Genomic DNA, 25,594 nt, shown 5'->3' with positions numbered 1-25,594 from the left:
CGGACGGGCACCCCGGCGCGGTCACAAATCCCACCCCCTCGGCACGGCGCGCGGGAAATAAAGGCCCATTACGGCGCCTTTTTCCGGCAATGCCCGCCGGCCCCCCCCGGGATACTCATCCGCATCCGGGGCCCTCGTGCCCCCTTGCGAGCCATCCCGCCCATGAGCACCACCGCCGTCGCCGAAGTGAATGCCCAGCCCGTGCGCGCCAACGCCCTGGCCGAAGGCCTGGCGCGCATGGACAACGCGCAGAAGATCAAGCTCGGCCTGGGCGCCCTGGCGCTGCTGGCCATCGCCCTGGCCTTCTTCTTCATGGGCCGCCAGCCCGATTGGCGCGTGCTCTACGCCAACTTGGGCGACAAGGACGGCGGCGCCATCGTGGCCCAGCTGGCCCAGATGAACGTGCCCTACAAGTACTCGGACGGTGGCGGCGCCATCATGGTGCCGGCCGACAAAGTGCACGACACCCGGCTGCGCCTGGCTTCCCAAGGCCTGCCCAAGGGCTCGGTCACCGGCTTCGAGCTGATGGAGAACAACCGCTTCGGCATGACGCAGTTCCAGGAGCGGCTGAGCTTCCAGCGCGGCCTGGAAGGCGAGCTGACCCGCTCCATCCAGTCGCTGGCCTCGGTGCAGGCCGCGCGCGTGCACCTGGCCCTGCCCAACCAGAACGGCTTCTTTCGCGAACAGCAAAAGCCCAGCGCCTCGGTGCTGCTGACCCTGCACCCCGGCCGCACGCTGGACCGCGCGCAGGTCGCCGGCATCGTGCACCTGGTGGCCAGCAGCGTGCCCGAGATGAACCCCAAGGCCGTGAGCGTGGTCGACGACCAGGGCAACCTGCTGTCCAACCCGCCCGACGGCCAGAACGCCACCGGCGCCGACGTGCAGAAACTGCAGTACGCGCAGCAGCTCGAACAGCTCTACACCCGCCGCATCCTGGACATGCTCGAACCCCTGGTGGGCGTGGGCAACGTGAAGGCGCAGGTGAGCGCCGACATCGACTTCTCCCAGGCCGAGATGACCTCGGAGCAGCACCGGCCGAACCAGGGCAACGAGCCCAGCGCGGTGCGCAGCCAGCAGACCATCGAAGACGGCCGCCCCGGCAGCGCCCAGCCCGCCGGCGTGCCCGGCGCGGTGAGCAACCAGCCGCCGGCGCCCAGCAGCGCGCCCATCAACGGCCAGGCCGCGCCGGTGGGCGTGACGCCGCAGGGCCAGGCCAACGCCGGCCAGGGTGGCTCCACGCGCCGCGAATCCGTCATCAACTACGAGGTCGACCGCACCGTGCGCACCGTGCGCGAGTCCAGCGGCAGCATCAAGCGCCTGAGCGCGGCCGTGGTGGTGAACCACAAGACCACGCTGGACAAGAACGGCAAGCCCGTCAGCGCCCCCATCCCGGCCCAGCAGATCGAGCAGATGACCGCCCTGGTGCGCGAGACCATCGGCTTCAACCAGGCCCGGGGCGACTCGGTGAACCTGATGAACGCCGCCTTCAACGAGGTGGTGGCCGCCGAGCCCGAGGCCCTGCCTTTCTGGCAGCAGGCCGACAAGATCGAACTGGCGCGCAGCCTGGCGTTCCCGCTCGGCATGGTCGGCCTGGGCCTGATCGTGCTGATGGGCATGGTGCGCCCGGCGCTCAAGCTCATGAAGGCGCCGCCGCCGCGCATCACCGAGGTGCAGCCGCTCAACGCCGTGCTCAACGAAATGCCCGAGCGCCCCGGCCTGCCGATGCCGACGCCGGACGAGGAAACGCCCGAGAAACGCCGCATCGCCGACGCCAAGCGGCTGGCGCTGGAGAACCCGGCGGCGGTGGCCAACATCGTCAAGGGCTGGGTCAACGGCGAAGCGCCGAACTGAGGCAGGGAGCAGAGCATGGACGACACCGGACTGCAGGACGCCGCCATCTTCCTCATGTCGCTCGGCGAAGAGGAAGCGGCCGAGGTGTTCAAGCACCTCAGCCCGAAAGAGGTGCAGAAGCTGGGCGAGACCATCGCGCGCACGCGCGCCGTTTCGCACGAGCGCGTGGACCAGGTGATGCAGCGCTTCACCACCACCGCCTCGTCGCAGAGCCTGCTGGTGAGCGACACCGACAACTACGTGCGCGCGGTGCTCAAGCGCGCCCTGGGCGACGACAAGGCCGCGCTGCTGATCGACCGCATTCTGCAGGGCGGCGACGTCTCCGGCATCGAGAGCCTGAAGTGGATGGACCCGCTGTCCATCGCCGAGCTGCTGCGCAACGAACACCCGCAGATCGTGGCCGCCATCCTGGTGCACCTGGAGGCCGACCAGACCGCCGCCGTGCTGAAGAACTTCACCGAGCGCACGCGCAACGAGGTGATGCTGCGCATCGCCACGCTCGAGGGCATCCAGCCGACGGCGCTGAAGGACCTCAACGAGGTGCTCTACAAGGTGCTGGCCGGCGGCGACAAGATCCGCAAGACCTCCATGGGTGGCGTGAAGACCGCGGCCGAGATCATCAACATGATGGGCACGCAGATCGAGAGCTCGGTGATCGAGTCGATCCGCGACTTCGACCCCGAGCTGGCCCAGAAAATCATGGACAAGATGTTCACCTTCGAGGACCTGCTCAAACTCGACGGCAAGGCCGTGCAGCTCATCCTCAAGGAAGTGGCCACCGACCAGCTCATCGTGGCGCTCAAGGGCGCGACCGCCGAGCTGCGCGAGCTGGTGCTGTCCAACATGTCCAGCCGCGCGGCCGAGGCGCTGCGCGAGGACCTCGAAGCCCGCGGCCCGATCCGCCTGTCCGAGGTGGAGGCGCAGCAGAAGGAGATCCTCAAGATCGTTCGCCGCCTCTCCGACGAAGGCCAGATCGTGATCGGCGGCGGCGGCGAGGAAGAGGCTTTCGTCTGAGCGCCCCATGAACCAACGCCCCAAGAACGACCCGTACTCGCGCTTCATCCCGCGCGAGGAGATCGACGGCGTGGCCGCCTGGCAGTTCGCCGCCGTGGACGGCAGCGACCAGCGCCCCGCCCTGCCCAGCGACGGCGCGGCCGAGACCACGCCGCCCGACGAGCGCCTCGCCGAGGCGCGCGAGCAGGCCTACGCCGAGGGCTTTCGCCACGGCCACGACGCCGGCGCGCAGTCGGTGCGCGACGCCATGGAGGCCAGCATGCGCCGCACCGCCGAGGAAACCGCGGTGCGCATGGCCCAGCTGCTGCGCACCACGCGCGAGCACCTCAAACACAGCGAGCACGAGATCTCGCGCCATATCCTGGAGATCGCCTGCGACCTGGCGCGCCAGGTGGTGCGCCGCGAGCTGGTGCAGAACCCGGCGCAGCTGCAGGGCGTGGTGAGCGAGGCCATGTCCCAGCTCATCGACGACGGCCTGCCCGCCACCATCCGCATGAACCCAGCCGACCTGGCGCTCATGAAAGGCGCGCTGCTCGAAACCCTGGGCGAGCCCCGGCCCGAGCTGGTGCCCGATCCCGGCATCACCCCGGGCGGCTGCGTGCTCGAGTCGCGCACCAACTCGGTGGACGCCACGGTCGAGAAGCGCTGGCTGCGCGCCATCGGCAACCTGGGCCTAAGCGCCCCCTTCGACCCCGCCGACACCGACGTCTGACCCGCATGACCGACAGCACTTTCGACGAAACGCCGAGCCGCTGGGGCCACTTCATGGACGACCTGCGCGCCAGCGCGCAGGCGCCCACGCCGCTGGAGGTGCGCGGCACGCTGACCAAGCTCGCCGGCCTGGTGCTCGAGGCCGTGGGCCTGCGCGTGCCCGTGGGCGCGCAGTGCCTGATCGACAACGGCCACAAGCAGCCCGTGCTGGCCGAGGTGGTGGGCTTCTCCAAGGACCGCGCCTTCCTCATGCCCGCCGGCGACGTGCACGGCCTGGCCAGCGGCGCCAGCGTGACGCCGCTGCCGCCCTACCGAACCGTGCCGCGCCTGGGCCAGGACAACCCGCCGCCCTCGCCCAACGACCGCAGCGTGCTCAGCCTGCCCATGGGCGCCGGCCTGCTGGGCCGCGTGGTGGACGCGCACGGCGAGCCGCTGGACCACCAGGGCCCGCTGCGCGGGGTGAGCGTCTCGCCGCTGGAGCGCGCGCCGCTCAACGCCATGGACCGCGACCCGGTGCGCGAGCCGCTGGACACCGGCGTGCGCGCCATCAATGCCCTGCTCACCGTGGGCCGCGGTCAGCGCCTGGGCCTGTTCGCCGGCTCCGGCGTGGGCAAGAGCGTGCTGCTGGGCATGATGGCCCGCTACACCAAGGCCGACGTGATCGTGGTCGGCCTGATCGGCGAACGCGGCCGCGAGGTGAAGGAATTCATCGAGGACATCCTGGGCCCGGAAGGCCGCCGCCGCTCGGTGGTGGTGGCCGCCCCGGCCGACGCGCCGCCACTGGTGCGCATGCAGGGCGCCAGCTACGCCACCGCCATCGCCGAACGCTTCCGCGACGACGGCCTGCACGTGCTGCTGCTGATGGATTCGCTCACCCGCTACGCCATGGCGCAGCGCGAGATCGCGCTGGCCATCGGCGAGCCACCGGCCACCAAGGGCTACCCGCCCTCGTGCTTCGCCAAGCTGCCGCAGCTGGTGGAGCGCAGCGGCAACGGCCTGAACGGCCGCGGCTCCATCACCGCCTTCTACACCGTGCTGTCCGAGGGCGACGACCAGCAGGACCCGATCGCCGACGCGGCGCGCGCCATCCTGGACGGCCACATCGTGCTGTCGCGCGCGCTGGCCGAGTCGGGCCACTACCCCGCCATCGACGTCGAGGCCTCGGCCTCGCGCGTGATGCACAACGTGGCGCCGCCCAGCCACCTGGAGCTGGCGCGCAAGTTCCGTGCGAACTACTCGCGCTACCAGAAAAGCCGCGACCTGATCCAGCTCGGCGCCTACGTGGCCGGCAGCGACCCCGAGACGGACCGCGCCATCGTGCTCTACCCCGGGCTGCAGCGCTTCCTGATGCAGGACATGCGCGAGGCCGCCCCCATGGGCGAGAGCGTGCGCGGCCTGCAGACCGCGCTGCAGGAAGACAAACCGGCGCGCGACGCCACGGCGGGCAACGCCGCGCGCGGCGCGCGGCCCCACCACAACCCGTATGAGGGCAACCCATGAGCGCCGCACGGCCGCCGGCAGGCGCTCGCACCGCGGCGCGCCGCGCGAAGGTTAAAGAATGACCGCACAGGGCTTGGAGACATTGGACAAGGTCATCGAACTCGCCGAGCGCAAGCGCGACGAGGCGCTCGCCGCGCTGTCGGCGGCGCGCCGCGAGCACCAGGCCGCGCAGGAGCAGATGGACCAGCTCACCGCCTACGCCGCCGAGGCGCAGCAGCGCTGGCAGGCCCGCTGCGCCAGCGGCGTGGACGCCGCCTGGCTCATGCACCACCGCCAGTTCATGGCCAAGGTCGAGCACGCGATGGACTTCCAGACCGGCGTGCTCGGGCAGAAGCAGCGCCAGATCGACCAGGTCCAGCAGCAGGTGCACGAGGCCGAGCGCGAGCTCGCCACGCTGCGCCAGTACGTCGCGCGTCAGCAGGAAGCGATCCAGCAGCGCCTGATGCGCCGCGAACAGAAACAGACCGACGAGATGGCGCTCAACGCCCACCGCCGCCGCGCCGAATCCGACAGCACGTTCCAGAGCTTCTCCGCATGACCACGACCGCGCCCAGCAACCCCCACCCGCCCGCGTCGCAGGCGGCGCACAGCCAGCCGCCCAGCCACGCCGCGCGCGCGGCGCACGGGCCCCAGCAGCCGACCGACCTGTTCTCCAGCCTGCTGGCCCTGCTGTCGCCGGACGCCGCGCCGCTGGACCCCCTGGGCACGGCCACCGCCACCGCCGCCGGCGCGCCGGGCGAGGACCCGCTGGCCGAAGACCCTGCCGACAGCGACAACCCCCTGGCCGCACTCATGGCCTGGACCGCGCCGCACGAACTGGCGCCCGCGCCGCTGGCCGGCGACGGTTCGCTGGCCGGCGAGACGCGCGGCCTGGATACGCGCGCCGATCGCCTGGGTGGCGCGCCCGCCGAGGGCCTGCCCCTGGCCAACGGCAGCGCGCCGGGCCGCCAGGTGGCCGCCCCCTGGCAGCCCGCCGCCGCGCGGGCCTCGGCGCCCGGCGCGGCCACCGCCCTGGCGACCGCCGCGGGCCAGCCGGCCGGCGGCGCCGACACCCCCGCCCTGCGCTGGAGCCGCGCGGCCACGCCCACCGAATCCGGCGCCGGCGCCGCCTGGCCCGTGCGCAGCACGGTCGCGCTGGACGCGCGCTTCCAGGCCACCTCGCCCACCGCCACACCCACCGGTGCGCTCGCGGCCCTGGCCGGGCGCGCGGCCGACGGCGACGAGCCCGCCCTGCCCGGCGCCTCGCCCACGGGCGGCGTCCGCGCCACTGGCGAAGCGTCCGCCGGCCCGACGGCCACCGCCGGCGCCACGGCGGCCGACAGCGGCCTGGGTGGTGACGCCACCGCCGACGGCGGCCACGCGCGGCACGAGGCCGGCACCGACCCGAACAGCGCCCAAGACCCCTACGCCGCAGCGGCCGACGCCGAGGCGGTGGAGGTGCAGCACTGGGGCGCGGGCGCCATGCGCCACGCCAGCCTGCGCGTGGGCGAGGACGCCCAGAACGCCATCGACATCCAGCTCGCCGTGCGCGGCGACGAGGTGCGGCTGGACTTCCGCACCGACGACGCCGCCGCGCGCGGCCTGCTGCGCGAGCACGCCCAGACCGCGCTGGGCGACCTCCTGCAGCAGGGCGGCCTCACGCTGGGCCAGGTTTCCGTCGGCGACCAGGGCCAGGGCGATGCCCGCCGCGACGGCCCCACTCCGCCGGCCCCCGCGCCGCGCGCCGAGCGCGCCGACGCCGGCCCGGCCGAGGCCGCCCCCCCGCGTCCGGCCGCGCCGGGCGCCAACGGCCCGGGCCTGGACCTCTTCATCTGAGCCCCCGGGGCGCGGGAAAGAACCGGTTTTTCCGCGCTTATCGAGCGAACGGCGTGGGGGGGGCCCTCCCACAATCCTTCTCAAGCCGCGCGCCTTTGAGCCCGCGGCAACCGACGAAGGAGAGCCATGTCCGCCGCTGCCACCGCCGCCGCCCAACCGGCCGAAGCCGCCCCCAAGAAGAAGGGCAAGAAGCTGCTGTTCGCCCTGATCGGCGTGGTCGTGCTGGGCATCGCGGGCGCGGGCGCCGCGCTGTTCATCCTCAAGAAGAACACCGCCGAGGACGAGGGCCTGGACGAGGAAGCCCCCGCGCACAAGCCGGTGGACCCGAAATCGGCCCCCACCTTCCTGCCGCTGGACAACATGGTGGTCAACCTGGCCGACCCCGGCGGCAACCGCTACATCCAGATCGGTCTCACGCTGCAGCTGCAGGACGCCCACACGGGCGACGCCGTGAAGGCCTTCATGCCCAGCATCCGCAGCCGCATCCTGGTGATCCTGTCCAAGCGCACCGCCGAGGACGTGCTCAGCGCCGAAGGCAAGAGCCGGCTCGGCAACGACATCATCGCCGCCGTCTCCGAGGTGATGGGCTATCCCGCGCCCAAGGCCGAGGACGAGGGCAAGAAGAAACGCGGCCCGGCCAGCCCCGTGCAGGCCGTGCTGTTCTCCAGCTTCATCGTGCAGTAAGCGCGGAGCGATCAGACCATGTCCGAATCGTTTCTGTCACAGGAAGAGGTCGATGCCCTGCTGGAGGGCGTGACCGGTGAAAGCCAGAAGCTCGCCAAGGAAGAGGTGCCGGAAGGCGGCGTTCGCAACTACAACCTCTCCAGCCAGGAACGCATCGTGCGTGGGCGCATGCCCACCATGGAGATCGTCAACGAGCGCTTCTCGCGCAACCTGCGCGTGGGCATGTTCAACTTCATCCGCCGCAGCCCCGAGATCTCCGTCGGCGGCGTGCAGGTGCAGAAGTACAGCGCCTTCCTGCGCGAGCTGGTGGTGCCCACCAACTTCAACATCATGGCCGTGCGGCCGCTGCGCGGCAACGGCCTGGTGGTGTGCGAGCCCACGCTGCTGTTCGGTGTGATCGACAGCCTGTTCGGCGGCACCGGCAAGTTCCACACCCGCATCGAGGGCCGAGACTTCTCGCCCACCGAGCAGCGCGTCATCAACCGGCTGGTGGACGTGGTGGCCGAGGAATACAAGAAGGCCTGGCGCGGCGTCTACCCGATCGAGCTGGCCTACCAGCGCTCGGAGATGCAGCCGCAGTTCGCCACCATCGCCACGCCAAGCGAGATCGTGGTCTCCACCAGCTTCACGCTGGAGATCGGCGACATCACCGGCTCGCTGCACATCTGCATTCCCTACGCCACGCTGGAGCCGATCCGCGACGTGCTCTATTCCAGCGTGCAGGGCGATGCCATCGAGGTCGACCGCCGTTGGGTCAAGCTGCTGAGCCACGAAATCCAGGCCGCCGAGGTGACCATGGTGGCCGAGCTGGCCAAGACCGAGGCCACCGTGGAGCAGCTGCTGGCCATGCAGATCGGTGACTTCATCGAACTCGACCGCAACCCCACCATCACCACCCACGTCGACGGCGTGCCCGTGTTCGAGTGCCAGTACGGCACGCACAAGGGCAAGTACGCGCTGCGCGTGGAACGCAACCTGCGCGGCAGGGACATGAACTGGCTGGGGTCGTCCCCCGAGATGTGACCGGCGTTCAGGAGAAACCATGTCAACCGATACCAACGCACCCAACCAGGACGCCATCGCCGACGAATGGGCTCAGGCGCTCGAAGAGCAGGCCGCCACCGTCGCCGACGAGGGCGCACCGGCCTTCGACGCCGAGGCCACGCCGGTCAAGACCGCCATGGGCGCGGGCGGCGCGCAAGACATCCAGATGGTGCTGGACATCCCCGTCCAGCTCTCGGTGGAATTGGGGCGCACGCGCGTGCCCATCAAGTACATCCTGCAGCTCGCGCAGGGCTCCATCGTGGAGCTCGACGCGCTCGCCGGCGAACCCATGGACGTGCTGGTCAACGGCTACCTGATCGCCCAGGGCGAGGTGGTGGTGGTGAACGACAAGTTCGGCATCCGGCTCACCGACATCGTGACGCCCTCGGAGCGCATGAAGCGCCTGAGCAGAACGTGACCCCTCTGCGTCGCCTTCGGCGCCTTCCCCCCCAGGGGGGACGCCACCAGCGGTCCGGCAAAGCCGGTCCCGCGGTGGCCCTGGGTGGCGGGTCGGCGCTCTCAAGGAATTGAAGCTATGTGGCAAAACGCTTGGCCCGCCTTGGTCCTGCTCGCCCTGATGGTGGGCATCGCCTGGGCATTGAAGTGGGCGCGCGGGCGCTTGCCCGGCCTGCCGGGCGTGCCCGGGCAAAGCGGCCCCGTCCTCAAGGTGCTGGGCAGCGTCTCGCTCGGTCCGCAGCAGCGTTTGGTCACGCTGCAGGTGGGCCAGGGCGAGTCCGCCACCTGCCTGGTGCTCGGCGTCGCGCCGGGCAGCGTCAACGCCCTGCACGAAATGGCGATGCCGGCCGACACCGCCGCCCCGTCGGCGCCGGCGGCACCGCTGGCCGGTGGTTTCGCCGCACGCCTGGCGCAGCAACTCGTGAAAGGCCCGGGCGATGCGCCGCGCTGAAATGCCCCGGCTGGTCTGGCTGCGCGCGCTCGCGCTGCTGCTGGCCCTGATGCTGCTGTCCATCGGCGCCTGGGCGCAGAACGCGCCCGTGGCCACGCCGCAAGGCCCGTCGCTGCCCCTGGTGGTAGGCCAGGGCGCGGGCGGCGCCAGCTACTCGGTGCCGATCCAGACCCTGCTGTTCTTCACCGCGCTGTCCTTCCTGCCGGCGGTGCTGCTGCTGATGACGGGTTTCACCCGCATCGTCATCGTGCTCTCGCTGCTGCGCCAGGCCCTGGGCACGCAGTCGGCCCCGCCCAACCAGGTGATCGTGGGCCTGTCGCTCTTTCTCACGCTGTTCGTCATGGGCCCCACGCTGGACCAGGTCTACAGCAACGCCTACGGCCCCTATTCGCGCAACCAGATCAGCTTCGAGGAGGCGCTGCAGCGCGGCGAACAGCCCATGCGCGCCTTCATGCTCAAGCAGACGCGCCAGTCCGACTTCGAACTGTTCGCCAACCTGGCCCGCCTGCCCGAGGGCGTGACGGCCGAGAACGCGCCCTTTCGCGTGCTGGTGCCGGCCTTCGTCACGAGCGAGTTGAAGACCGCCTTCCAGATCGGCTTCATGATCTTCATCCCCTTCCTGGTCATCGACATGGTGGTGGCCAGCGTGCTCATGTCCTTGGGGATGATGATGCTGTCGCCCGTGCTGGTGGCGCTGCCCTTCAAGCTCATGCTGTTCGTGCTCGCGGACGGCTGGAACATCCTCATCGGCTCCTTGGCCGCCTCATTCGCCCAGTAGGGAACACCATGGAACCGCAAGCCGCCCTCACGCTTGGCCAGAACGCCCTCTTCCTGCTGCTCGCGGTGGCCGCGCCCGTGCTGGCCACGGTGCTGGGCGTGGGCCTGGTGATCAGCCTGTTCCAGGCCATCACCCAGATCCACGAACAGACCCTGTCCTTCGTGCCCAAGCTGATCGCCGCGATCGCGGTATTCGCCATCGCGGGGCCCTGGATGCTGACCACCATGGTCGAGTTCATCCGCACCACGATCCTGTCCATTCCCCAATACGCCGTGTAAGTGAAGCACCCCCGCCGCGCTCTGCGCGTCTCCCTCGAGGGGGCGGCACCTGAGGCCCGGCAAAGCCGGTTCCCCGGTGCCCCTGGCTTGCGCGTGCTCGCTCATCCATGATCACTTTCACTGAAGCACAGATCATGGCCTGGGTCTCGCCGGTGTTCTGGCCGTTCCTGCGCATCCTGGCCGTTTTCAGCAGCGCGCCCATCTTCTCCTCGCGCTCGGTGCCGGTGCGCACGCGCGTGGCCCTGGCCTTCCTCATCGCCTTCTGCGCGCAGGCCGCGCTGCCCGAGCAGCCGGTGGTGGCGCTGACCGACGCGCGCGCCTTCGAAACCGTGGTGCAGCAGGTGCTGATCGGCCTGGCCATGGGCCTGGCGGTGCGCATCGTGTTCGCGGCGGTGGAACTGGCGGGCGAACTCATCGGCCTGCAGATGGGCCTGAACTTCGCCGGCTTCTTCGACCCCAGCACCGGCAGCCAGAGCAGTACCGTGGGCCGCTTCTTCGGCAACACCACGATGCTGCTGTTCGTGGTGATGGGTGGCCACCTCATGCTGCTGCAGGCCGTGGTCTCCAGCTTCGGCACCTTTCCCGTGGGCGGCGGCGCGCTGGACGCGGTGAACACCATGCGCCTGCACGAGCTGGGCGCCGTGGTCTTCCGCTACGGCCTGTGGATCGCGTTGCCGCTGATCGGCATGCTGCTGTTCATCAACACCGTGCTGGGCTTCGTCTCGCGCATCGCGCCGCAGATGAACGCCTTCGCCATCGGCTTCCCGATCACGCTGTCGGCCGGCCTGATCGGCATCGCCTTCACCCTGCCCATGCTGGACACGCCGGTGGCCGCGCTGCTGCGGCTGGCGACGGCGCTGTTCATGGGCTGATCCATTGGCGGGCCTGCGCGGGCCATGATTCGTGCCCATGCCCCCTCAAATATGATGGTTATCATATTTGAATAGACTCGCGCTTCCAACCTCACCGTCCCCGCCATGGACAACCCCACCAGCCGCAAGCAGGCCACGCACGAACGAATCCTGGACACCGCCGCCGGCGTGCTGCGCGCCAGCGGCTTCCAGGGCGTGGGCGTGGCCGACATCATGAAGCGCGCGGGACTCACGCACGGCGGCTTCTACGCGCACTTCGCCTCGCGCGAGGCGCTGCTGGCCGAAGCGCTGGAACGCGCGGGAGAGGACAGCCAGGTCCGGTTGCGCCGCGCGCTGGACGCGGGCGAAGCCAAGGGCGGCAGCCGGTTCCAGGCCCTGGTCGACAACTACCTCGCCGACCGCCACCTGCGTTCCCCGGAGAGTGGTTGCCCGGTGGCCGCGCTGGCCTCTGAAATGCCGCGCCAGCCCGACCCCGTGCGCGAGGCCGCCGCAGCGCGCATCGAGGCCTTGACCCGCACCGTGGCCGCCACGCTGGCGCCCGCGCAGGCGAGCGAGACGGCCGGTGTGATCGCGTCGCAATTGGTGGGCGCTCTGCAAATCGCCCGCACGCTCGGCGACAACGCGAAGGGCCGCCGCCACCTCGCGGCCAGCCGGCGCTTCCTGCTGGAACAGTTCGCGCCGGACAACACCAACACACCACCCGACACCACACACTGACCCCCATCGCGCGCCTTCGGCGCGCGTTCCTCAACGGCCGCAAATATGACGGTCATCATATTCTTCAGGAGTCCTTTGTGCAGATAGAAAACGCTGTCGTCTTCATCACCGGCGCCAACCGTGGCATTGGCCTGGCCTTCGCACGCGAAGCCCTGGCGCGCGGCGCGAAGCGCGTTTACGCCGCCAGCCGCCAACCCCAGCATGTGACGCTCGACGGCGTCACGCCCATCGAACTGGACGTGACCCGCCCCGAGCAGGTTCTTCGCGCCGCGCGCGACTGCGGTGACGTGACCCTGCTCATCAACAACGCGGGCGTCGCCGAGCTCGGCGGCTTCCTGCTGCCCGACGCGCTCGAGGCCTTGCGGCGCCAACTCGAGGTGAACGTCTTCGGTATGCAGCGCATGGCCCTGGCTTTCGCGCCGGTGCTCGCGGCCAATGGCGGCGGCGCCATGCTCAACGTGCTGTCGATCGCGAGCTGGATCAATCGTCCGCTGTTGGGCACCTACGGCGCCACCAAGTCGGCGGCCTGGGCGCTCACCAACGGCCTGCGGCACGAGCTGCTGCAACAGGGCACACAGGTGACGGCACTGCACATGGGCTTCGTCGACACCAGCCTCACGCAGGGCATCGACGCGCCCAAGTCCACGCCGCAGGCGATCGTGCGCGCCGCCTTCGATGGCCTGCAGGCCGGCCTGCCCGAGGTGCTGGCCGACGACATGACTCGCCAAGTGAAACAGTCGCTCGCCAGCGCCACAGCGGCCTATTTGCACGCCTGAGCATGAACGCCGCCACCACCACCGCCAAGGCCAACGCCCCTTCCAGCGCCGCCGACACCCGCCAGCGCATGCTGCACGGTCCCGTGCTGCCCACCTTGATGCGACTGGCCACGCCCAACGTGCTGGGCCTGTTCGCCAACACCATCGTCATCGGCTTCGACGGCTACATCGTGGGCCGCCTGGGCGCCGACGCGCTGGCCGGCGTGGCGGTGGTGCTGCCGCTGGCCATGCTGATGCTGCACATGTCGGCCGGCGGCCTGGGTGGCAGCGCCACGGCCGTGGTGGCGCGCGCGGCCGGGGCGGGCGACGACGCGCGCGCCGCGCGCCTGGCCTGGCACGCGCTGGTGCTGGGGCTGATCGCCTCGCTGCTGTTCACCCTCATCGCCGCGTCGCCACTGCTGTACGGTGCCATGGGCGCGCGCGGCTCGGCGCTGGATCAGGCCACCCGCTACGCCGGGGTGCTGTTCGGGGGCGCCTCAGCGGTCTGGACGGTCAACGTGCTGGCCGGCGTGGCGCGCGGCACCGGGCAGATGGGCGCGGCCGCGTTGGCACTCATCGCCACCACGGTGATGCACCTGCTGCTGGCGCCACAACTGGTGTTTGGCCTCGGCCCCCTGCCGCCCTTGGGCGTGGCCGGCGCGGCGACCAGCACCGTCACCTGCAGCGCGGTGTCGGCGCTGGCCCTGCTGGCCTGGCTGTCGCGCCGGGGCGCGCCGGCCAGGCCGCTGGGCGTGGGCTGGCGGCTGCGGCGCGACGACGCGCGCGAGATCCTTCGCCTCGCCCTGCCCTCCGCCATCAACCCGATCCTGAGCAACGGCTCGATTGCCTTGGCCACGGCCTACGTGGCGGGCTTCGGCGGCCTGGCCGTGGCGGGCTACGGCATCGCCGCGCGGTTGGAGTACATCTTGGTGCCCATCGCCTTCGGCATCGGCGGCGCGCTCACCGCCATGGTGGCCACCAACCTTGGCGCGCAGCAGGCGGCGCGCGCCAAGCGCATCACCTGGACGGGTGCCGCACTGGTCTGGGCGATCACGGGCGCGATCGGACTGGTCGCCGCGCTGTGGCCGTACCTGTGGATGGCGGCGTTCACCCGGGATGCGGCCGTGCAGGCAGCGGGCGCGAGCTACCTGCGCATCGTGGGCGGGGTCTACGGCTTTTTCGGCCTGGGTCTGGCGCTGTTCTTCGCGTCGCAGGGCGCGGGGCGGCTCACCTGGCCACTGGTGGCCAGCGCGGCGCGGCTGGTGGTGGTGGCGGCGGGTGGCTGGTTGGCGACGCGCCTGGCCGGCGATCAGCCGCAGGCGCTGTACACGGTGGTGGGCCTGAGCCTGCTGCTCATGGGCCTGACGCTGGCCATCGCCACGCACCGCAGCGACTGGTCCACGCCGGGCCGTTCGCGCTGAGGGCCGTCCACATCGTCAATCGTCCCAGCGCAGGTCCGCCAGCTTCCAGTCCCCGCCCACCAGGCGCCACTCCAGCCGCACCTTGTAGGGCTCGGCGCGCTCGGGCACCAGGCCCTGCGCGCCGGTGACCAGCACCTGCGCTTCGCTCACGCCCAGCGTGGGTGTCTGCGGGTCCACGCGGTGGCGGCTCGACATCGCCATCACCTGGATGTTCTGGTAGCGCAGGAAGGTGGCGGTCAGCAGCCGGCGCGTGCCGTCGCGATCCAGGTTGCCGCTGCCTTGGAAATGCTCGTCGAGCAGGTCCATCACGTCGCCGGTGTGGCGCGCCTCGATGGCGGCCTGCAGGGCCTTGGCGGCGGCCTCCAGCCGGGCCTGCGGGTCGCCCTTGCCGCAGGCGGCGAGCAGCGCGGCGCCCAGGCCCACCAGCGCCGCCCGGCGCGTCGTCCCGCCGCTCATACCAGCCCGTTGCGGATCGCGTACACCGTGAGCTCGGCGTTGTTCGACAGGTGCAGCTTCTCCAGCACCCGCGCGCGGTACACGCTCACGGTCTTGGGGCTGAGCATCAGCTCCTCGGCGATGTCGCTGAGCTTCTTGCCCGAGGCGATCTTCTGCAGGGTCTGCAGCTCGCGTTCGGACAGGCTGGCGTGCAGCTCCTCGGTCTCGGGCGCGCTGAGCGTGTCCACCAGCATCTGCGCCACCTCGGGCGTGACGTACTTGCGGCCCTGCTGCACCACGCGGATGGCGCCGACCAGCTCGGCCGGGTCGCCGGCCTTGTTGACGTAGCCGCGCGCGCCCGCGCGCAGGCAGCGGATGGCGTACTGGTCCTCGGGGTACATCGAGACCACCAGCACCTTCACCGGCGAGCCCTCTTCCTTGAGCGCGCCCAGCACCTCCAGGCCGCCGCGGCCGGGCATGTTCAGGTCCAGCACCAGCACGTCGCAGGGCGTCCTGCGCATGAGGTCGCGCAGTTCGGGGTAGCTGCCGGCTTCGCCGACGACCTGGATGTCGACCGCTTCGCTGATGGTGTCGCGGATGCCGCGGCGCACCACGGCGTGGTCGTCACACAAAATCACCTTGATCATGGGCTTCCTTGTGCTCCATCGGCGGCGGCAATGTGTCGCCCGACGGCAGCGGTACCGAGAGAATGACCGAGGTGCCACGCGGCGAGGCGCTGACGTCCAGCCAGCCACCCACCTTGGCCGCGCGCTCGCGCAGGCCCAGCAGGCCAAAGGACTTGGCCTTGCGCAGCGCGCCGCTGTCCATGCCAGGGCCGTTGTCGCTCACCTCCAGCGTGAGCACGCCCTCTCCGTCGTTGAGATCGATTTCCACGTGGGTCGCGCCAGCGGCGTGCTTGGCCACGTTGGTCATGGCCTCCTGCGCGGTGCGGTAGGCCACGAGCTGCACGTCGCGCGGCACTTCGATGCGCTCGGCCGTGCGGCGCACGTGCACGCGCAGGCCGGTGCGCCGCTCGAAGCCCGCGGCCAGCCAGACCACCGCGGCCACCAGGCCCTGGTCCAGGATGGGCGGGCGCAGGTTCATCATGATGCGCTGGCTCGCCCCCAGGGCGTGCTGCACCATGTCCAGCGCGGTGTTCACGTGGCGCTGCATGTCGGCGTCGCTGGCGCGCCGGCCCACCCAGGCCAGATCCAGCTTGATCGCGGCCAGCGCGCCACCGATGTCGTCGTGGATTTCGCGCGCGATATCCGCGCGCTCCTGCTCGATGCTGGTCTGCAGGTGCTCGGCCAATTCGGCCAGGCGCTGGCGCGACTCGGCCAGCTCGGCGTCGGCGCGCGCCTTGGCCTTGCGCGCGTCGCTGATCTCCAGCGCGCGCTTCACCACGTGCGCCAGGCGGTGCATGCTGTCCTTGAGCAGGTAGTCGCTCACGCCACGGTGCATGGCGTCCACGGCGGCGGTCTCGCCGATCGCGCCGGAGAGGATGACGAAAGGCACCTGGATGCCCAGCTTGCAGACCACGTCCCAGGCGTCCAGGCCGGTGAAGCCGGGCAGGTGGTAGTCGGCGAGCACGATGTCGTGCTGGCCCGATTGCACCTCGCGGCGGAAATCCTCCAGCGTGTCCACCAGCGTGATGTCGTTGGCGAGCTGGCTGCGCTGCAGCGCGAACTTCACCAGCGCGTGGTCCACGCGGGAGTCCTCCAGGTGGAGGATGCGCACCGGTCGCGGGTGGCTCGCTGTCGCTTCACCGGTACCGGTCATGGGAGGTGCTCTGTGTCGCCTGGCGAAGAAGGGATTAGAAGCGCCTGGAGGTCGACGGAGACGGCCAAAAGGGCTGAATTCCAGGCCGTATTCGGTCGATACCCCAGGAGGCGGCTGCCGAAAATTGTAATACCCCGTATCCGTACCACCTTCCCCCTGCCCCCCATGGAGACCCCCGCTTCGCCGCCGACCCCGCCTTCGGTCACGCTGCCCGTGGCGCTGGTGGCCGATCTGCAGGACTCGCTGCTCATCGCCATGACCGATCTGCAGCGCCTGGAAGGCCTGCTGGACCACGCCACCGGCAACCTGCTGGAGCGCTTCGGCAACGCCAACCGCGACCTGGAAGCCCTGGAGGGCGTTCTGGGCGAGGAGCTCACCCGCATTCGCCACAGCCTGCACCAGGCGGTGACCGAGCTGCAGTTCCACGACATGGCCACCCAGCTGCTGGCGCACACCGGCCGCATGCTCAAGGGCTGCGCCTGGCGCCTGGCCGAGCAGGCCATGGCGCCCGAGGAGGACGAGGTGCCCCTGGACCTCGACCCCATGCCCGAACGCCCCAGCCCCGTGACACAGGGCGAGATGGACGCGGGTTCGGTGGAGCTCTTTTAAGAACGCCCGCGCGCCGCCGATAACACCCGAAGAACGGAGAAACTCCCATGCGATCGATCCTTGCCGTCGACGACTCGGCATCCATGCGAAAAATGGTGTCCTTCACCCTGACGGGTGCCGGCTTTCACGTGGTGGAAGCGGTGGACGGCCAGGACGCCTGGGAAAAGGCGCAGAACCACAGCGTTGACCTGGTGCTGACCGACCAGAACATGCCCAAGCTGGACGGCCTGGGCCTGACGCGCAAGCTGCGCGAGCACCCCAAATTCAAGAACACGCCGATCCTGGTGCTGACCACGGAGTCCAGCGACGCCATGAAGCAGGCCGGCCGCGCCGCGGGCGCCACCGGCTGGCTGGTCAAGCCCTTCGATCCCGGCCGCCTCATCGAAGTCATCAACAAAGTGATTCGATGAAACACCCCCGCCGCGCTTCGCGCGACCCCCTCAAGGGGGCGGCACCAACGGCCCGGCCAAGCCGGTTCCGTGGGACCTCTGGCCAAAGAACACCCCTGCAGGAGAAGTGAAATGGGCGACATGATGAACGAGGGCCAACACCTCGGCAACGACATCGACCTCAGCCAGTTCTATCAAATCTTCTTTGAGGAAGCGGGCGAGAACCTCGATCAGATGGAGCAGATGCTGCTCGCGCTGGACGTGAACGCCGCGCAGGACGAGGAACTCAACGCCATCTTCCGCTGCGCCCACTCCATCAAGGGCGGCGCGGCCACCTTCGGCTTCGCCGACGTGGCCGAACTCACGCACCAGGCCGAGTCGCTGCTGGACAAGCTGCGCCGCCACGAACTGCAGCCCACGACCGCCATGGTGGACGTGCTGCTCGAATCCAGCGACGCGCTGCGCGGCCAGCTGGGCGCCCACCAGGGCGTGGGCAGCCCGCCCGACACCGGCAACCTGGTGGCGCGCATCTACGCCCTGGCCCAGGGCCAGGACGCGCCCGCCGCCACCGCGCCAGCGCCCGTGGCCGCGCCAGCCCCCGTGGTCGCAGCGCCCGCGCCGGCCCCCGCGCCGGTGGCCGCCACCCCCGCGTCCAAGGCCGAGCGCGAGATCGACATCCACATCGGCCCGATCGACAACCCCGCGCAGGCCGACGGCATCGCCGAGCTTTTCCGCGACATCCCCGGCCTGGGCACGGTCTCGGCCATGCCCTGCGACCAGCCCGGCAAGCGCGTGTTCCGCGCCCGCACCGCGGCCAGCGACAACGAACTGCTGGACCTGTTCACCTTCCACGTGAGCAAGGAGCAGATCCAGATCCACCCGGCCGGCGACGTGGTGCACGGCAAGGTGCCCATGCCCCCGGCCACCGAGGGCAAGGACTACGGCTTCTTTGAGGGCTCGCCCGGCCTGCCCGGCGCGCCCAGCGCGCACGCCAGCGCCGCCGCGGCCCGCGACACGCGCGCCGCCGAGGCCCGGGCCAGCGCGGCCGCCCCCGCCGCCGCGGGCGGCGCCGGCCTCGAGTCGAGCACCCTGCGCGTGTCGGTGAGCAAGGTCGACCAGCTCATCAACCTGGTGGGCGAGCTCGTCATCACCCAGGCCATGCTGGCGCAGAAGAGCCGCGAACTGGACAACAACAACGCCAACAACCCCCTGCTGGCGGGCCTGGCCGACCTGGACCGCAACACGCGCGACCTGCAGGAAGCCGTGATGTCGATCCGCATGATTCCCATGTCGGTGGTCTTCAACCGCTTCCCGCGCATGCTGCGCGACCTCGCCTCCAAGCTGGGCAAGAAGGTCGAGCTGGTGACGCAGGGCGAGTCCACCGAACTCGACAAGGGCCTGGTGGAGAAGATCACCGACCCGCTGACGCACCTGATCCGCAACAGCTGCGACCACGGCATCGAAATGCCCGAGGAGCGCCGCGCCAAGGGCAAGAGCGAAACCGGCACCATCACCCTGTCGGCCACGCACCAGGGCGGCAGCATCCTCATCGAGGTGCGCGACGACGGCAAGGGCCTGTCGCGCGAGAAGCTGCTGACCAAGGCCCGCGAGAAGGGCATCGACGCGCCCGATTCGCTGAGCGATCCCGAGGTCTGGAACCTCATCTTCGCGCCGGGCTTCTCCACCGCCGACCAGGTCACCGACGTGTCGGGCCGCGGCGTCGGCATGGACGTGGTCAAGAAGAACATCACCGCCCTCGGCGGCACGGTCGAGATCGACTCGGCCGAGGGCTATGGCATGCGCGTTTCGGTGCGCCTGCCGCTCACGCTGGCCATCATGGACGGCATGTCGGTGCGCGTGAGCGACGAGGTCTACATCCTGCCGCTGGCCAGCGTGATCGAGTCCTTCCAGATCAAGCCGACCGACATCAACACCATGGGGCAGAACGCCCGCGTGGTGAAGGTGCGCGAGGAGTACATGCCGGTGGTCGAGCTCGAGCAGATCTTCTCGGTGCCGCGCTTCGAGCACAACGCCGCGAGCCCCATCATGGTGGTGGTCGAGGCTGAGGGCCAGCGCGTCTCCCTGATGGTCGACGAGCTGCTCGGCCAGCAGCAGGTGGTGATCAAGAACCTGGAGAGCAACTACCGCAAGGTGCCCAACGTCTCGGGCGCCACCATCCTGGGCGATGGCAAGGTGGCGCTGATCCTGGACACCTCGTCCCTGGTTCGCCGCTCCAGGCATTGAACATGTACCCCACCGCGTCGCTGCGCGCCACCCCCCCAGGGGGGCAACACCTGCGGCCCGGCAAAGCCGGCTCCGCGGTGTTCCCCGGCTCGGCCTCGGCGCTCGTCGCGACCGAGGAAGGCCCCGTCGCCGAAGGCCGCGAGTTCGTCTGGTCCGACGCCGACTTCGCGCGCATCAAGGCGCTGATCTACAAGAAGGCCGGGATCAGCCTGCACGACGGCAAGCACGCCATGGTCTACAGCCGCGTCTCGCGCCGCCTGCGCGAGACCGGGCACGCCAGCTTCAAGGACTACATCGATTGGCTCGAGCGCCACGACGGCGCCGAGTGGCAGGAGTTCATCAACGCCCTGACCACCAACCTCACGGCCTTCTTCCGCGAGTCGCACCATTTCGACGCCCTGGCCCAGCTGCTGCGCGCCAAGCCCACGCACGCCTGGCGCATCTGGTGCGCGGCCGCCTCCACCGGCGAGGAGCCCTACTCCATCGCCATGACCTGCGCCGAGTCGCTGGGCGCCAACGGCCAGTACGAGATCGTCAACAGCGACATCGACACCAAGGTGCTCGCCGCCGCGCAGCGCGGCGTCTACAAGACCGATGGCAACAAGGGCCTGTCGGCCGAGCGGCTGCAGCGCTTCTTCCTGCGCGGCAAGGGCGCCAACGCTGGGTACATGCGCGTCAAGCCCGAGCTGCAGAAGCACCTGAGTTTCCAGCCGGTCAACCTGATCCACGAGCTGCCGCTGCGCGAGACCTTCGACGTGGTGTTCTGCCGCAACGTGATGATCTACTTCGACGCGCCCACGCAGCGCGCCGTGCTCGAGCGCATCCACCGCGTGATGCGCCCGGGCGGCACCCTGTTCGTGGGCCACGCCGAGAACTTCAGCGACGCGCGCCACCTGTTCGCCCTGCGCGGCAAGACCGTCTATGAGCGCCTATAGCCCTGCCCGGTCCAACGCGGCGGGCGCCGCCGGCCTGGTCACGCCCCTGACGCCCCTGACACCGCTGTCGAAGATGGCGCTGCCGCGCGTGACGCCGGCCGCTGGCGTGGTCTCGCGCGTGGACCAACTCAAGGCGCGCACGCCCAAGCCAGGCGAGGCCTCCTTCTTCTTCCACGAGCCGCACTTCCGCAGCGACGCGGTGAAGGTGCTGCCCGGCGAGTACTACGTGAGCACCGAGGACCTGGTCATCATGACCGTGCTCGGCTCGTGCATCGCCGCCTGCATCTGGGACCCGTCCGTGCGCGTGGGCGGTATGAACCACTTCATGCTGCCCGAGGGCGGCAGCGACTCGGGCGGCCGCTATGGCTCGTACGCAATGGAATTGCTCATCAACGAAATGATGAAGCTCGGCGCGCGGCGCGAGACCATGCAGGCCAAGGTCTTCGGCGGCGGCCAGGTGATGAGCAGCTTCACCACCATGAACGTGGGCGAGCGCAACACCAAATTCGTGCTCGACTACCTGCAGACCGAACGCATCGCCGTGGTATCCAAGGACGTGCTGGATATCCACCCGCGCAAGGTCTGCTTCTTCCCGGTGACGGGCAAGGCCATGGTCAAGCGACTGGCCCATGCCCAGCCCGAGACGCTGGAAACGCAGGAACGCAAGGGCAGCGCGGCCGCCGTGGTCAAGAGCACCGCCGGCGGTTCCATCGATCTTTTTTGACACGCACCCCCGCCGCGCTTCGCGCGTCCCCCCTCAAAGGGGCGACACCCGAGGCCCGGCAAAGCCGGTTCCTCGGTGCCCCTGGGCCAGGTACCGGTCTTCGAGAGGAAGTTTGAGATGGCCAAGACGAGAGTGGTGGTGGTGGACGATTCGGCGCTGGTGCGAAGCCTGCTGGCCGAGATCATCAATCGCCAACACGACATGCAATGCGTGGGCGCCGCGAGCGACCCGCTGGTGGCGCGCGAGATGATCCGCGAGCTCAACCCCGACGTCATCACGCTGGACGTGGAGATGCCTCGCATGGACGGGCTGGAGTTCCTCTCCCGCCTGATGCGCCTGCGCCCCATGCCGGTGGTGATGGTGTCCACGCTGACCGAACAGGGCGCGGAGATCACGCTGCGCGCGCTGGAGATGGGCGCGGTGGATTTCGTGGCCAAGCCGCGCATCGGCGTGAGCCAGGGCCTGAGCGAGCTCGCGGGCGACATCGTGGACAAGATCCGCGTGGCCGCCGCCGCGCAAGTGCGCCGCCTGAGCGCGCCCGCGCCCACCGCGCCGAACACCACCGGCGCTGGCGCCGCCGCCCCTGCACGCCCGGGCGTGCCGCTGCCGCGCCTGTCGACCGAGAAAATCATCTGCATCGGCGCCTCCACCGGCGGCACCGAGGCCATCCGCGAAGTGCTGGTGCCGATGCCGGCCGACGCGCCCGCCATCGTCATCACCCAGCACATGCCGCCGGGCTTCACCACCAGCTTCGCCACCCGGCTGGACGGTCTGTGCAAGATCAGCGTGGCCGAGGCGCGCGACGGCCAGCGCATCCTGCCCGGCCACGCCTACATCGCGCCAGGCGGACGCCACCTGCGCATCGACCGCAGCGGCTCGAACTACGTGGCCGTGGTGGAAGACACCGAACCGGTGAACCGCCACCGGCCCTCGGTGGAGGTGCTGTTCAAGTCCGCCGCACGCGTGATCGGGCCGAACGCCATCGGCATCATGCTCACCGGCATGGGCGCCGACGGCGCCAGCGCCATGCGCGAAATGAAGGACGCGGGCAGCTACAACTATGTGCAGGACGAGGCCAGCTGCGTGGTCTTCGGCATGCCGCGTATGGCCATTCAGCACGGCGCGGCGCACGAGGTGCTGCCGCTCAACCAGATCGCGCCGGCGGTATTGGCCCGCCTCGCGAACGCACCAGCCGGTGTGCGTCATCGCATCTGATGCCAATGCATACCCTGGAGCCCCCATGTTCCGTCTCACCTCCTGCTCGCGCCGCCTGGCGCTCGGGCTCGGCCTGGCGGCCGCGCTGACCACCCTCTCGCCGCTGGCCAGCGCCGACGGCCTGCCCGAGCCCAAGGGCCGGGTGATCCTCACCATCAGCGGCCACATCGGTCAGCCCAACAAGGGCAAGGACGCGGTGTTCGACATGGCCATGCTCGAAGCGCTGCCCCAGCACAGCTTCACCACCCGCACGCCCTGGTACGACCGGCCCGTGAAGTTCACCGGCCCGCTGCTGTCCGACCTGCTGGACGCGGTGAAGGCCCAGGGCGGCACGGTCAGCGCGACCGCGATCAACGACTACACCATCCGCATTCCGGTCGCGGATGCGAAGGAACAGGGCGCCATCGTGGCCCGCCTGCTCGACGACCAGCCCATGGCGGTGCGGGACAAGGGGCCGCTGTTCGTGGTCTACCCATTCGACAACAAGGCCGAGCTGCGCACCTCCACCTACTACGAGCGCTCGATCTGGCAACTCAAGCGCATGAGCATCGAATGAACAGCCCGCCCAAAGGCTTTGCCGCCTGGGGCATGCGGCAATGGAGCCTGGTGGTCATCGCCCTGCTCGCGCTCACGCTCATCCCCCTGGGCCTCATCCAGTGGCGCCAGTGGCAGATGCTGCAGGACACGGACACGCGCCAGGTCGACTCCATCATGTGGCAGGCCTACCAGCTCGAACGCGAGCTGTCCCGGCTCGATGGCGTGCTGCTGGAAGCCATGGACGGCTCACCCGAGGTGCCGCCCGACGACCTGAGCGAGCGCTACGAGGTGTTCCTCAGCCGCATCCGGCTGCTCAGCGACATTCCCCGTCGCGACCTGCTCGACGCTTGGCCCGGCTTCAGCGCGGTGCTGCAAGAGATCGAGGGCTTCCAGCGCGAGGCGGAGCCCGCGTTCAAGGACCCGAATGCCCTGCTCAAGGACAGCGCCGCGCTCGACCGCCTGCACACCCGGGCGACCGCCCTCAGCCCCTTGCTGGCCGAGCTGACGCAGGCGGCCAACCGCGCGGTGGCCCGCTTCGTGGATGAGCGCAACCAGCAGCTGCGCCACCAAAGCCTGTTGCTCATCGCCCTGGCCGGGCTGCAGGTGGGCGTGATGCTGCTGTTCGTGGCGCTGCTGGTGCGCCACATCCGCCAACAGTCCCGCCAGTTCGCGCGCCTGCAGCAGCTGAGCCAGGAGCTCGCCACAGCGCGCGACCAGGCCGAGGCGGCCAACCACGCCAAGAGCGTGTTCCTGGCCAACATGAGCCACGAGATCCGCACCCCCTTCCAGGGCGTTCTGGGCATGCTCAAGCTGCTGGAGGACACCCGCCTGAGCGGCCAGCAGCGCGACTTCGTGCAGACGGCCTCGGACTCGGCCCTGCACCTGCTGAGCGTGGTCAACGACATCCTGGACGTGTCCACCATCGAATCGGGCACGCTCAAGCTGTCGCCCACGGCGGTGAACCTGCCGGCCATGGCCGACGAGGTCGTGAGCCTGCTGGAGTCCCTGGCGCGCGACAAGGGCGTGGCCCTGAGCTGCCTGTGCGACGAGCGCCTGCCCCCCTGGGTCACGGCCGACGCCACGCGCGTGCGCCAGATCCTGCTCAACCTCGTCAACAACTCGGTGAAGTTCACGGCCCAGGGCAGCATCGAGGCCATCCTGGAGCCCGACACTTCGCTGCCCGACGGCATCCGCATGACGGTGCAGGACACCGGCATCGGCATGGACGAGGCCACGGTGGCCCAGCTCTTCACCCGCTTCTACCAGGCCGACAACTCGCTGCGCCGCCGCGTGGGCGGCTCGGGCCTGGGCCTGGAGATCTCCCGCACGCTCGCGCGCATGATGGGTGGCGACATCACGGTCCGCAGCACGCCCGGCCAGGGGTCGGTCTTCGTGGTCACGCTCAGCCTGCCGCGCACCGAGGCCCCGGCCGAGGCCGCCCGCGGCGTGCCGTTCGAGGACGATGAGGCGTGGGAAAACCGCCGCCGCGCCCCCATTCGCCGCCTGCGGCTGCTGGTGGCGGAAGACCACCCGGTCAATCTGAAGTACCTCAATCTGCTGGTCGAGCGCATGGGCCATGCAGCGGTGTTCTGCGAGAACGGCTTCGAGGCCCTTCAGCTGCTGCACAACGAGCGCTTCGATGCCGTGGTGCTCGACTACCACATGCCGGTGCTCGACGGCATCGCCACCACGCGCGAAATCCGCCTGCTGCCTGGCGAGGCCGGGCAGGTGCCCGTGATCATGGTGACGGCCGATGTGGTCAACGACACGCGCAAGCTCGCGGCCGAAGCCGGCGTCACACAGTTCGCGCCCAAGCCCCTGCAAGAGGCCGATCTGCGGCGCGCCCTGCGCCGCTGCGGCCTGCTCGGCGAGGCCGCCGATACCCAGCCCGCGCCGCTGATGCCCCTGCCGCGCGCGGGACGTGAACCGCATCAGCTGATCGATGCCGACATCTACGGCCAACTGGCCGCCATGATGCCCCGCGAAACCCTTCTGGAACTGCTGGACATGCTGTTCGAAGGGGAGGAGGCCACGGTGCCCGAACTGCAGGCCGCGCTGAATGCGGAGGACGTGGCCCAGGTCGTCTACCACGCGCACCGGCTGAAAGGCTCGGCCATGCTGCTGGGCCTGAAGGCCCTGGCGAACGTGGCCGCGCGCCTCGAGAAGGCCGGGACGGCAGGCGACGTGCGCGCCCTGGGGGCCCTGCGCGAGACACTGGACGAGGACGTGCGCGACACCCAGGCGGCCCTGCACACCTTCCCCCCCACCGAGACCGAGGAACTCACCACCCGCTGAAGCCGGGCGCGCAAGCGCGGTGGCCAGAGGAAGGCAGTGGGGCGGCGGCCCAAGGCGCCGCGGCCGGACACGGCCCGCGCGCGCG

General features: G+C 70.1%; 27 protein-coding genes. 24 read left to right on the top strand and 3 right to left on the bottom strand.

The features are described from left to right. Positions 1 to 162: 162 nt before the first annotated feature. The 16 genes from fliF (at position 163) to JNX00_RS04145 (ending at position 14,347) form a co-directional block, all read left to right on the top strand. Entirely contained in the window at positions 163 to 1,851 is a 1,689-nt protein-coding gene (gene fliF, locus JNX00_RS04220) for a flagellar basal-body MS-ring/collar protein FliF (protein WP_204744182.1), read from the top strand. 15 nt (positions 1,852 to 1,866) lie between these two features. Further along, complete coding sequence (gene fliG / locus JNX00_RS04215) at positions 1,867 to 2,865, top strand: flagellar motor switch protein FliG (protein WP_070401148.1); 999 nt, start codon at positions 1,867 to 1,869, stop codon at positions 2,863 to 2,865. A 7-nt stretch (positions 2,866 to 2,872) separates the two neighbouring features. After that, a complete protein-coding gene (locus JNX00_RS04210; RefSeq protein ID WP_070401147.1) occupies positions 2,873 to 3,577 on the top strand; it encodes a flagellar assembly protein FliH in 705 nt (234 codons plus the stop codon). Between the two features lie 53 nt (positions 3,578 to 3,630). Further along, positions 3,631 to 5,076: a flagellar protein export ATPase FliI gene (gene fliI, locus JNX00_RS04205; RefSeq protein WP_239478315.1), complete on the top strand. Its 1,446-nt coding sequence runs from the start codon at positions 3,631 to 3,633 to the stop codon at positions 5,074 to 5,076. Between the two features lie 58 nt (positions 5,077 to 5,134). Beyond that, the gene (gene fliJ, locus JNX00_RS04200; RefSeq protein WP_070401145.1) at positions 5,135 to 5,614 is read left to right on the top strand and encodes a flagellar export protein FliJ; all 480 of its coding nucleotides are present in this window, start codon (positions 5,135 to 5,137) and stop codon (positions 5,612 to 5,614) included. Next, entirely contained in the window at positions 5,611 to 6,891 is a 1,281-nt protein-coding gene (locus JNX00_RS04195; RefSeq protein WP_204744180.1) for a flagellar hook-length control protein FliK, read from the top strand. The genes fliJ and JNX00_RS04195 overlap by 4 nt, the downstream gene beginning before the upstream one ends. A gap of 126 nt (positions 6,892 to 7,017) precedes the next feature. Then, positions 7,018 to 7,575: a flagellar basal body-associated FliL family protein gene (locus JNX00_RS04190; RefSeq protein WP_204744179.1), complete on the top strand. Its 558-nt coding sequence runs from the start codon at positions 7,018 to 7,020 to the stop codon at positions 7,573 to 7,575. Between the two features lie 18 nt (positions 7,576 to 7,593). Beyond that, positions 7,594 to 8,598, top strand: a complete 1,005-nt coding sequence (gene fliM / locus JNX00_RS04185) for a flagellar motor switch protein FliM (protein ID WP_070401142.1) — start codon at positions 7,594 to 7,596, stop codon at positions 8,596 to 8,598. A 19-nt stretch (positions 8,599 to 8,617) separates the two neighbouring features. Continuing rightward, positions 8,618 to 9,037, top strand: coding sequence for a flagellar motor switch protein FliN (gene fliN, locus JNX00_RS04180; protein ID WP_070401141.1), 420 nt, complete (start codon positions 8,618 to 8,620; stop codon positions 9,035 to 9,037). A 117-nt stretch (positions 9,038 to 9,154) separates the two neighbouring features. Then, positions 9,155 to 9,526: a flagellar biosynthetic protein FliO gene (locus JNX00_RS04175; protein ID WP_204744178.1), complete on the top strand. Its 372-nt coding sequence runs from the start codon at positions 9,155 to 9,157 to the stop codon at positions 9,524 to 9,526. 1 nt (position 9,527) lies between these two features. After that, positions 9,528 to 10,304 carry a flagellar type III secretion system pore protein FliP gene (gene fliP / locus JNX00_RS04170; protein ID WP_070401139.1) on the top strand — a complete coding sequence of 259 codons (777 nt, stop codon included), beginning with the start codon at positions 9,528 to 9,530 and terminating at the stop codon, positions 10,302 to 10,304. A gap of 8 nt (positions 10,305 to 10,312) precedes the next feature. Beyond that, complete coding sequence (fliQ, locus tag JNX00_RS04165; RefSeq protein ID WP_070401138.1) at positions 10,313 to 10,582, top strand: flagellar biosynthesis protein FliQ; 270 nt, start codon at positions 10,313 to 10,315, stop codon at positions 10,580 to 10,582. 107 nt (positions 10,583 to 10,689) lie between these two features. Then, positions 10,690 to 11,454: a flagellar biosynthetic protein FliR gene (fliR, locus tag JNX00_RS04160; RefSeq protein WP_070401137.1), complete on the top strand. Its 765-nt coding sequence runs from the start codon at positions 10,690 to 10,692 to the stop codon at positions 11,452 to 11,454. A 105-nt stretch (positions 11,455 to 11,559) separates the two neighbouring features. Further along, the gene (locus tag JNX00_RS04155) at positions 11,560 to 12,171 is read left to right on the top strand and encodes a TetR/AcrR family transcriptional regulator (protein ID WP_204744177.1); all 612 of its coding nucleotides are present in this window, start codon (positions 11,560 to 11,562) and stop codon (positions 12,169 to 12,171) included. A gap of 77 nt (positions 12,172 to 12,248) precedes the next feature. After that, entirely contained in the window at positions 12,249 to 12,947 is a 699-nt protein-coding gene (locus JNX00_RS04150) for an SDR family oxidoreductase (protein WP_204744175.1), read from the top strand. Between the two features lie 2 nt (positions 12,948 to 12,949). Continuing rightward, on the top strand, positions 12,950 to 14,347 hold the full coding sequence (locus JNX00_RS04145) for an MATE family efflux transporter (RefSeq protein ID WP_204744173.1): 1,398 nt from the start codon (positions 12,950 to 12,952) through the stop codon (positions 14,345 to 14,347). Positions 14,348 to 14,362: 15 nt separating this feature from the next. Here the strand turns inward: JNX00_RS04145 and JNX00_RS04140 are convergent, their stop codons facing one another. Genes JNX00_RS04140 through JNX00_RS04130 form a run of 3 tightly spaced genes read right to left on the bottom strand, consistent with a single transcriptional unit; the run spans position 14,363 to position 16,561 of the window. Then, positions 14,363 to 14,803 (bottom strand): hypothetical protein, encoded by a 441-nt coding sequence (locus tag JNX00_RS04140; RefSeq protein ID WP_070401133.1) that lies wholly within the window; start codon positions 14,801 to 14,803, stop codon positions 14,363 to 14,365. Then, positions 14,800 to 15,429 (bottom strand): response regulator transcription factor, encoded by a 630-nt coding sequence (locus JNX00_RS04135; RefSeq protein ID WP_070401132.1) that lies wholly within the window; start codon positions 15,427 to 15,429, stop codon positions 14,800 to 14,802. The genes JNX00_RS04140 and JNX00_RS04135 overlap by 4 nt, the downstream gene beginning before the upstream one ends. Next, a complete protein-coding gene (locus tag JNX00_RS04130) occupies positions 15,407 to 16,561 on the bottom strand; it encodes an ATP-binding protein (protein WP_070401131.1) in 1,155 nt (384 codons plus the stop codon). Before JNX00_RS04130 ends, JNX00_RS04135 begins: the two co-directional genes overlap by 23 nt. A 165-nt stretch (positions 16,562 to 16,726) precedes the next feature. On the opposite strand from JNX00_RS04130, the gene JNX00_RS04125 reads away from it, so the two are divergent. The 8 genes from JNX00_RS04125 to JNX00_RS04090 all read left to right on the top strand — a co-directional run bounded on the left by JNX00_RS04125 (position 16,727) and on the right by JNX00_RS04090 (position 25,509). After that, complete coding sequence (locus JNX00_RS04125; protein WP_070401130.1) at positions 16,727 to 17,170, top strand: hypothetical protein; 444 nt, start codon at positions 16,727 to 16,729, stop codon at positions 17,168 to 17,170. Positions 17,171 to 17,217: 47 nt separating this feature from the next. Next, positions 17,218 to 17,580 (top strand): response regulator, encoded by a 363-nt coding sequence (locus JNX00_RS04120; protein WP_070401129.1) that lies wholly within the window; start codon positions 17,218 to 17,220, stop codon positions 17,578 to 17,580. 111 nt (positions 17,581 to 17,691) lie between these two features. Beyond that, positions 17,692 to 19,803 (top strand): chemotaxis protein CheW, encoded by a 2,112-nt coding sequence (locus JNX00_RS04115; RefSeq protein ID WP_204744171.1) that lies wholly within the window; start codon positions 17,692 to 17,694, stop codon positions 19,801 to 19,803. Positions 19,804 to 19,805: 2 nt separating this feature from the next. Continuing rightward, positions 19,806 to 20,738: a CheR family methyltransferase gene (locus JNX00_RS04110; RefSeq protein WP_083293360.1), complete on the top strand. Its 933-nt coding sequence runs from the start codon at positions 19,806 to 19,808 to the stop codon at positions 20,736 to 20,738. 73 nt (positions 20,739 to 20,811) lie between these two features. Beyond that, positions 20,812 to 21,462, top strand: coding sequence for a chemoreceptor glutamine deamidase CheD (cheD, locus tag JNX00_RS04105; RefSeq protein ID WP_116958538.1), 651 nt, complete (start codon positions 20,812 to 20,814; stop codon positions 21,460 to 21,462). Positions 21,463 to 21,579: 117 nt separating this feature from the next. Then, entirely contained in the window at positions 21,580 to 22,677 is a 1,098-nt protein-coding gene (locus JNX00_RS04100) for a chemotaxis response regulator protein-glutamate methylesterase (protein ID WP_070401126.1), read from the top strand. Between the two features lie 25 nt (positions 22,678 to 22,702). Continuing rightward, a complete protein-coding gene (locus JNX00_RS22315; RefSeq protein ID WP_239478254.1) occupies positions 22,703 to 23,233 on the top strand; it encodes a hypothetical protein in 531 nt (176 codons plus the stop codon). Continuing rightward, positions 23,230 to 25,509 carry an ATP-binding protein gene (locus JNX00_RS04090; RefSeq protein ID WP_204744169.1) on the top strand — a complete coding sequence of 760 codons (2,280 nt, stop codon included), beginning with the start codon at positions 23,230 to 23,232 and terminating at the stop codon, positions 25,507 to 25,509. The genes JNX00_RS22315 and JNX00_RS04090 overlap by 4 nt, the downstream gene beginning before the upstream one ends. The last annotated feature ends 85 nt before the right edge of the window (positions 25,510 to 25,594 follow it).

This window comes from Hydrogenophaga sp. YM1 (assembly GCF_016903055.1).
GTDB lineage: Bacteria > Pseudomonadota > Gammaproteobacteria > Burkholderiales > Burkholderiaceae_C > Hydrogenophaga > Hydrogenophaga borbori.
The sequence above is the reverse complement of the archived record's forward strand: the minus strand, read 5'-3'. Positions and strand labels throughout refer to the sequence as shown.

What these genes read in the sequence shown, in the direction of transcription:
- fliN (WP_070401141.1), top strand. Translation starts at nt 8,618, where the DNA reads ATGTCAACCGATACCAACGCACCCAACCAGGACGCCATCGCCGACGAA.
- JNX00_RS04125 (WP_070401130.1), top strand. Translation starts at nt 16,727, where the DNA reads ATGGAGACCCCCGCTTCGCCGCCGACCCCGCCTTCGGTCACGCTGCCC.
- fliG (WP_070401148.1), top strand. Translation starts at nt 1,867, where the DNA reads ATGGACGACACCGGACTGCAGGACGCCGCCATCTTCCTCATGTCGCTC.
- JNX00_RS04140 (WP_070401133.1), bottom strand. Translation starts at nt 14,803, where the DNA reads ATGAGCGGCGGGACGACGCGCCGGGCGGCGCTGGTGGGCCTGGGCGCC.
- cheD (WP_116958538.1), top strand. Translation starts at nt 20,812, where the DNA reads ATGGCGCTGCCGCGCGTGACGCCGGCCGCTGGCGTGGTCTCGCGCGTG.
- JNX00_RS04175 (WP_204744178.1), top strand. Translation starts at nt 9,155, where the DNA reads ATGTGGCAAAACGCTTGGCCCGCCTTGGTCCTGCTCGCCCTGATGGTG.
- fliM (WP_070401142.1), top strand. Translation starts at nt 7,594, where the DNA reads ATGTCCGAATCGTTTCTGTCACAGGAAGAGGTCGATGCCCTGCTGGAG.
- JNX00_RS04195 (WP_204744180.1), top strand. Translation starts at nt 5,611, where the DNA reads ATGACCACGACCGCGCCCAGCAACCCCCACCCGCCCGCGTCGCAGGCG.
- fliP (WP_070401139.1), top strand. Translation starts at nt 9,528, where the DNA reads ATGCCCCGGCTGGTCTGGCTGCGCGCGCTCGCGCTGCTGCTGGCCCTG.
- JNX00_RS04155 (WP_204744177.1), top strand. Translation starts at nt 11,560, where the DNA reads ATGGACAACCCCACCAGCCGCAAGCAGGCCACGCACGAACGAATCCTG.
- JNX00_RS04100 (WP_070401126.1), top strand. Translation starts at nt 21,580, where the DNA reads ATGGCCAAGACGAGAGTGGTGGTGGTGGACGATTCGGCGCTGGTGCGA.
- fliQ (WP_070401138.1), top strand. Translation starts at nt 10,313, where the DNA reads ATGGAACCGCAAGCCGCCCTCACGCTTGGCCAGAACGCCCTCTTCCTG.
- fliJ (WP_070401145.1), top strand. Translation starts at nt 5,135, where the DNA reads ATGACCGCACAGGGCTTGGAGACATTGGACAAGGTCATCGAACTCGCC.
- JNX00_RS04120 (WP_070401129.1), top strand. Translation starts at nt 17,218, where the DNA reads ATGCGATCGATCCTTGCCGTCGACGACTCGGCATCCATGCGAAAAATG.
- fliR (WP_070401137.1), top strand. Translation starts at nt 10,690, where the DNA reads ATGATCACTTTCACTGAAGCACAGATCATGGCCTGGGTCTCGCCGGTG.
- fliF (WP_204744182.1), top strand. Translation starts at nt 163, where the DNA reads ATGAGCACCACCGCCGTCGCCGAAGTGAATGCCCAGCCCGTGCGCGCC.
- JNX00_RS22315 (WP_239478254.1), top strand. Translation starts at nt 22,703, where the DNA reads ATGTTCCGTCTCACCTCCTGCTCGCGCCGCCTGGCGCTCGGGCTCGGC.
- JNX00_RS04210 (WP_070401147.1), top strand. Translation starts at nt 2,873, where the DNA reads ATGAACCAACGCCCCAAGAACGACCCGTACTCGCGCTTCATCCCGCGC.
- JNX00_RS04110 (WP_083293360.1), top strand. Translation starts at nt 19,806, where the DNA reads ATGTACCCCACCGCGTCGCTGCGCGCCACCCCCCCAGGGGGGCAACAC.
- JNX00_RS04115 (WP_204744171.1), top strand. Translation starts at nt 17,692, where the DNA reads ATGGGCGACATGATGAACGAGGGCCAACACCTCGGCAACGACATCGAC.
- JNX00_RS04130 (WP_070401131.1), bottom strand. Translation starts at nt 16,561, where the DNA reads ATGACCGGTACCGGTGAAGCGACAGCGAGCCACCCGCGACCGGTGCGC.
- JNX00_RS04090 (WP_204744169.1), top strand. Translation starts at nt 23,230, where the DNA reads ATGAACAGCCCGCCCAAAGGCTTTGCCGCCTGGGGCATGCGGCAATGG.
- JNX00_RS04190 (WP_204744179.1), top strand. Translation starts at nt 7,018, where the DNA reads ATGTCCGCCGCTGCCACCGCCGCCGCCCAACCGGCCGAAGCCGCCCCC.
- JNX00_RS04145 (WP_204744173.1), top strand. Translation starts at nt 12,950, where the DNA reads ATGAACGCCGCCACCACCACCGCCAAGGCCAACGCCCCTTCCAGCGCC.
- fliI (WP_239478315.1), top strand. Translation starts at nt 3,631, where the DNA reads ATGGACGACCTGCGCGCCAGCGCGCAGGCGCCCACGCCGCTGGAGGTG.
- JNX00_RS04135 (WP_070401132.1), bottom strand. Translation starts at nt 15,429, where the DNA reads ATGATCAAGGTGATTTTGTGTGACGACCACGCCGTGGTGCGCCGCGGC.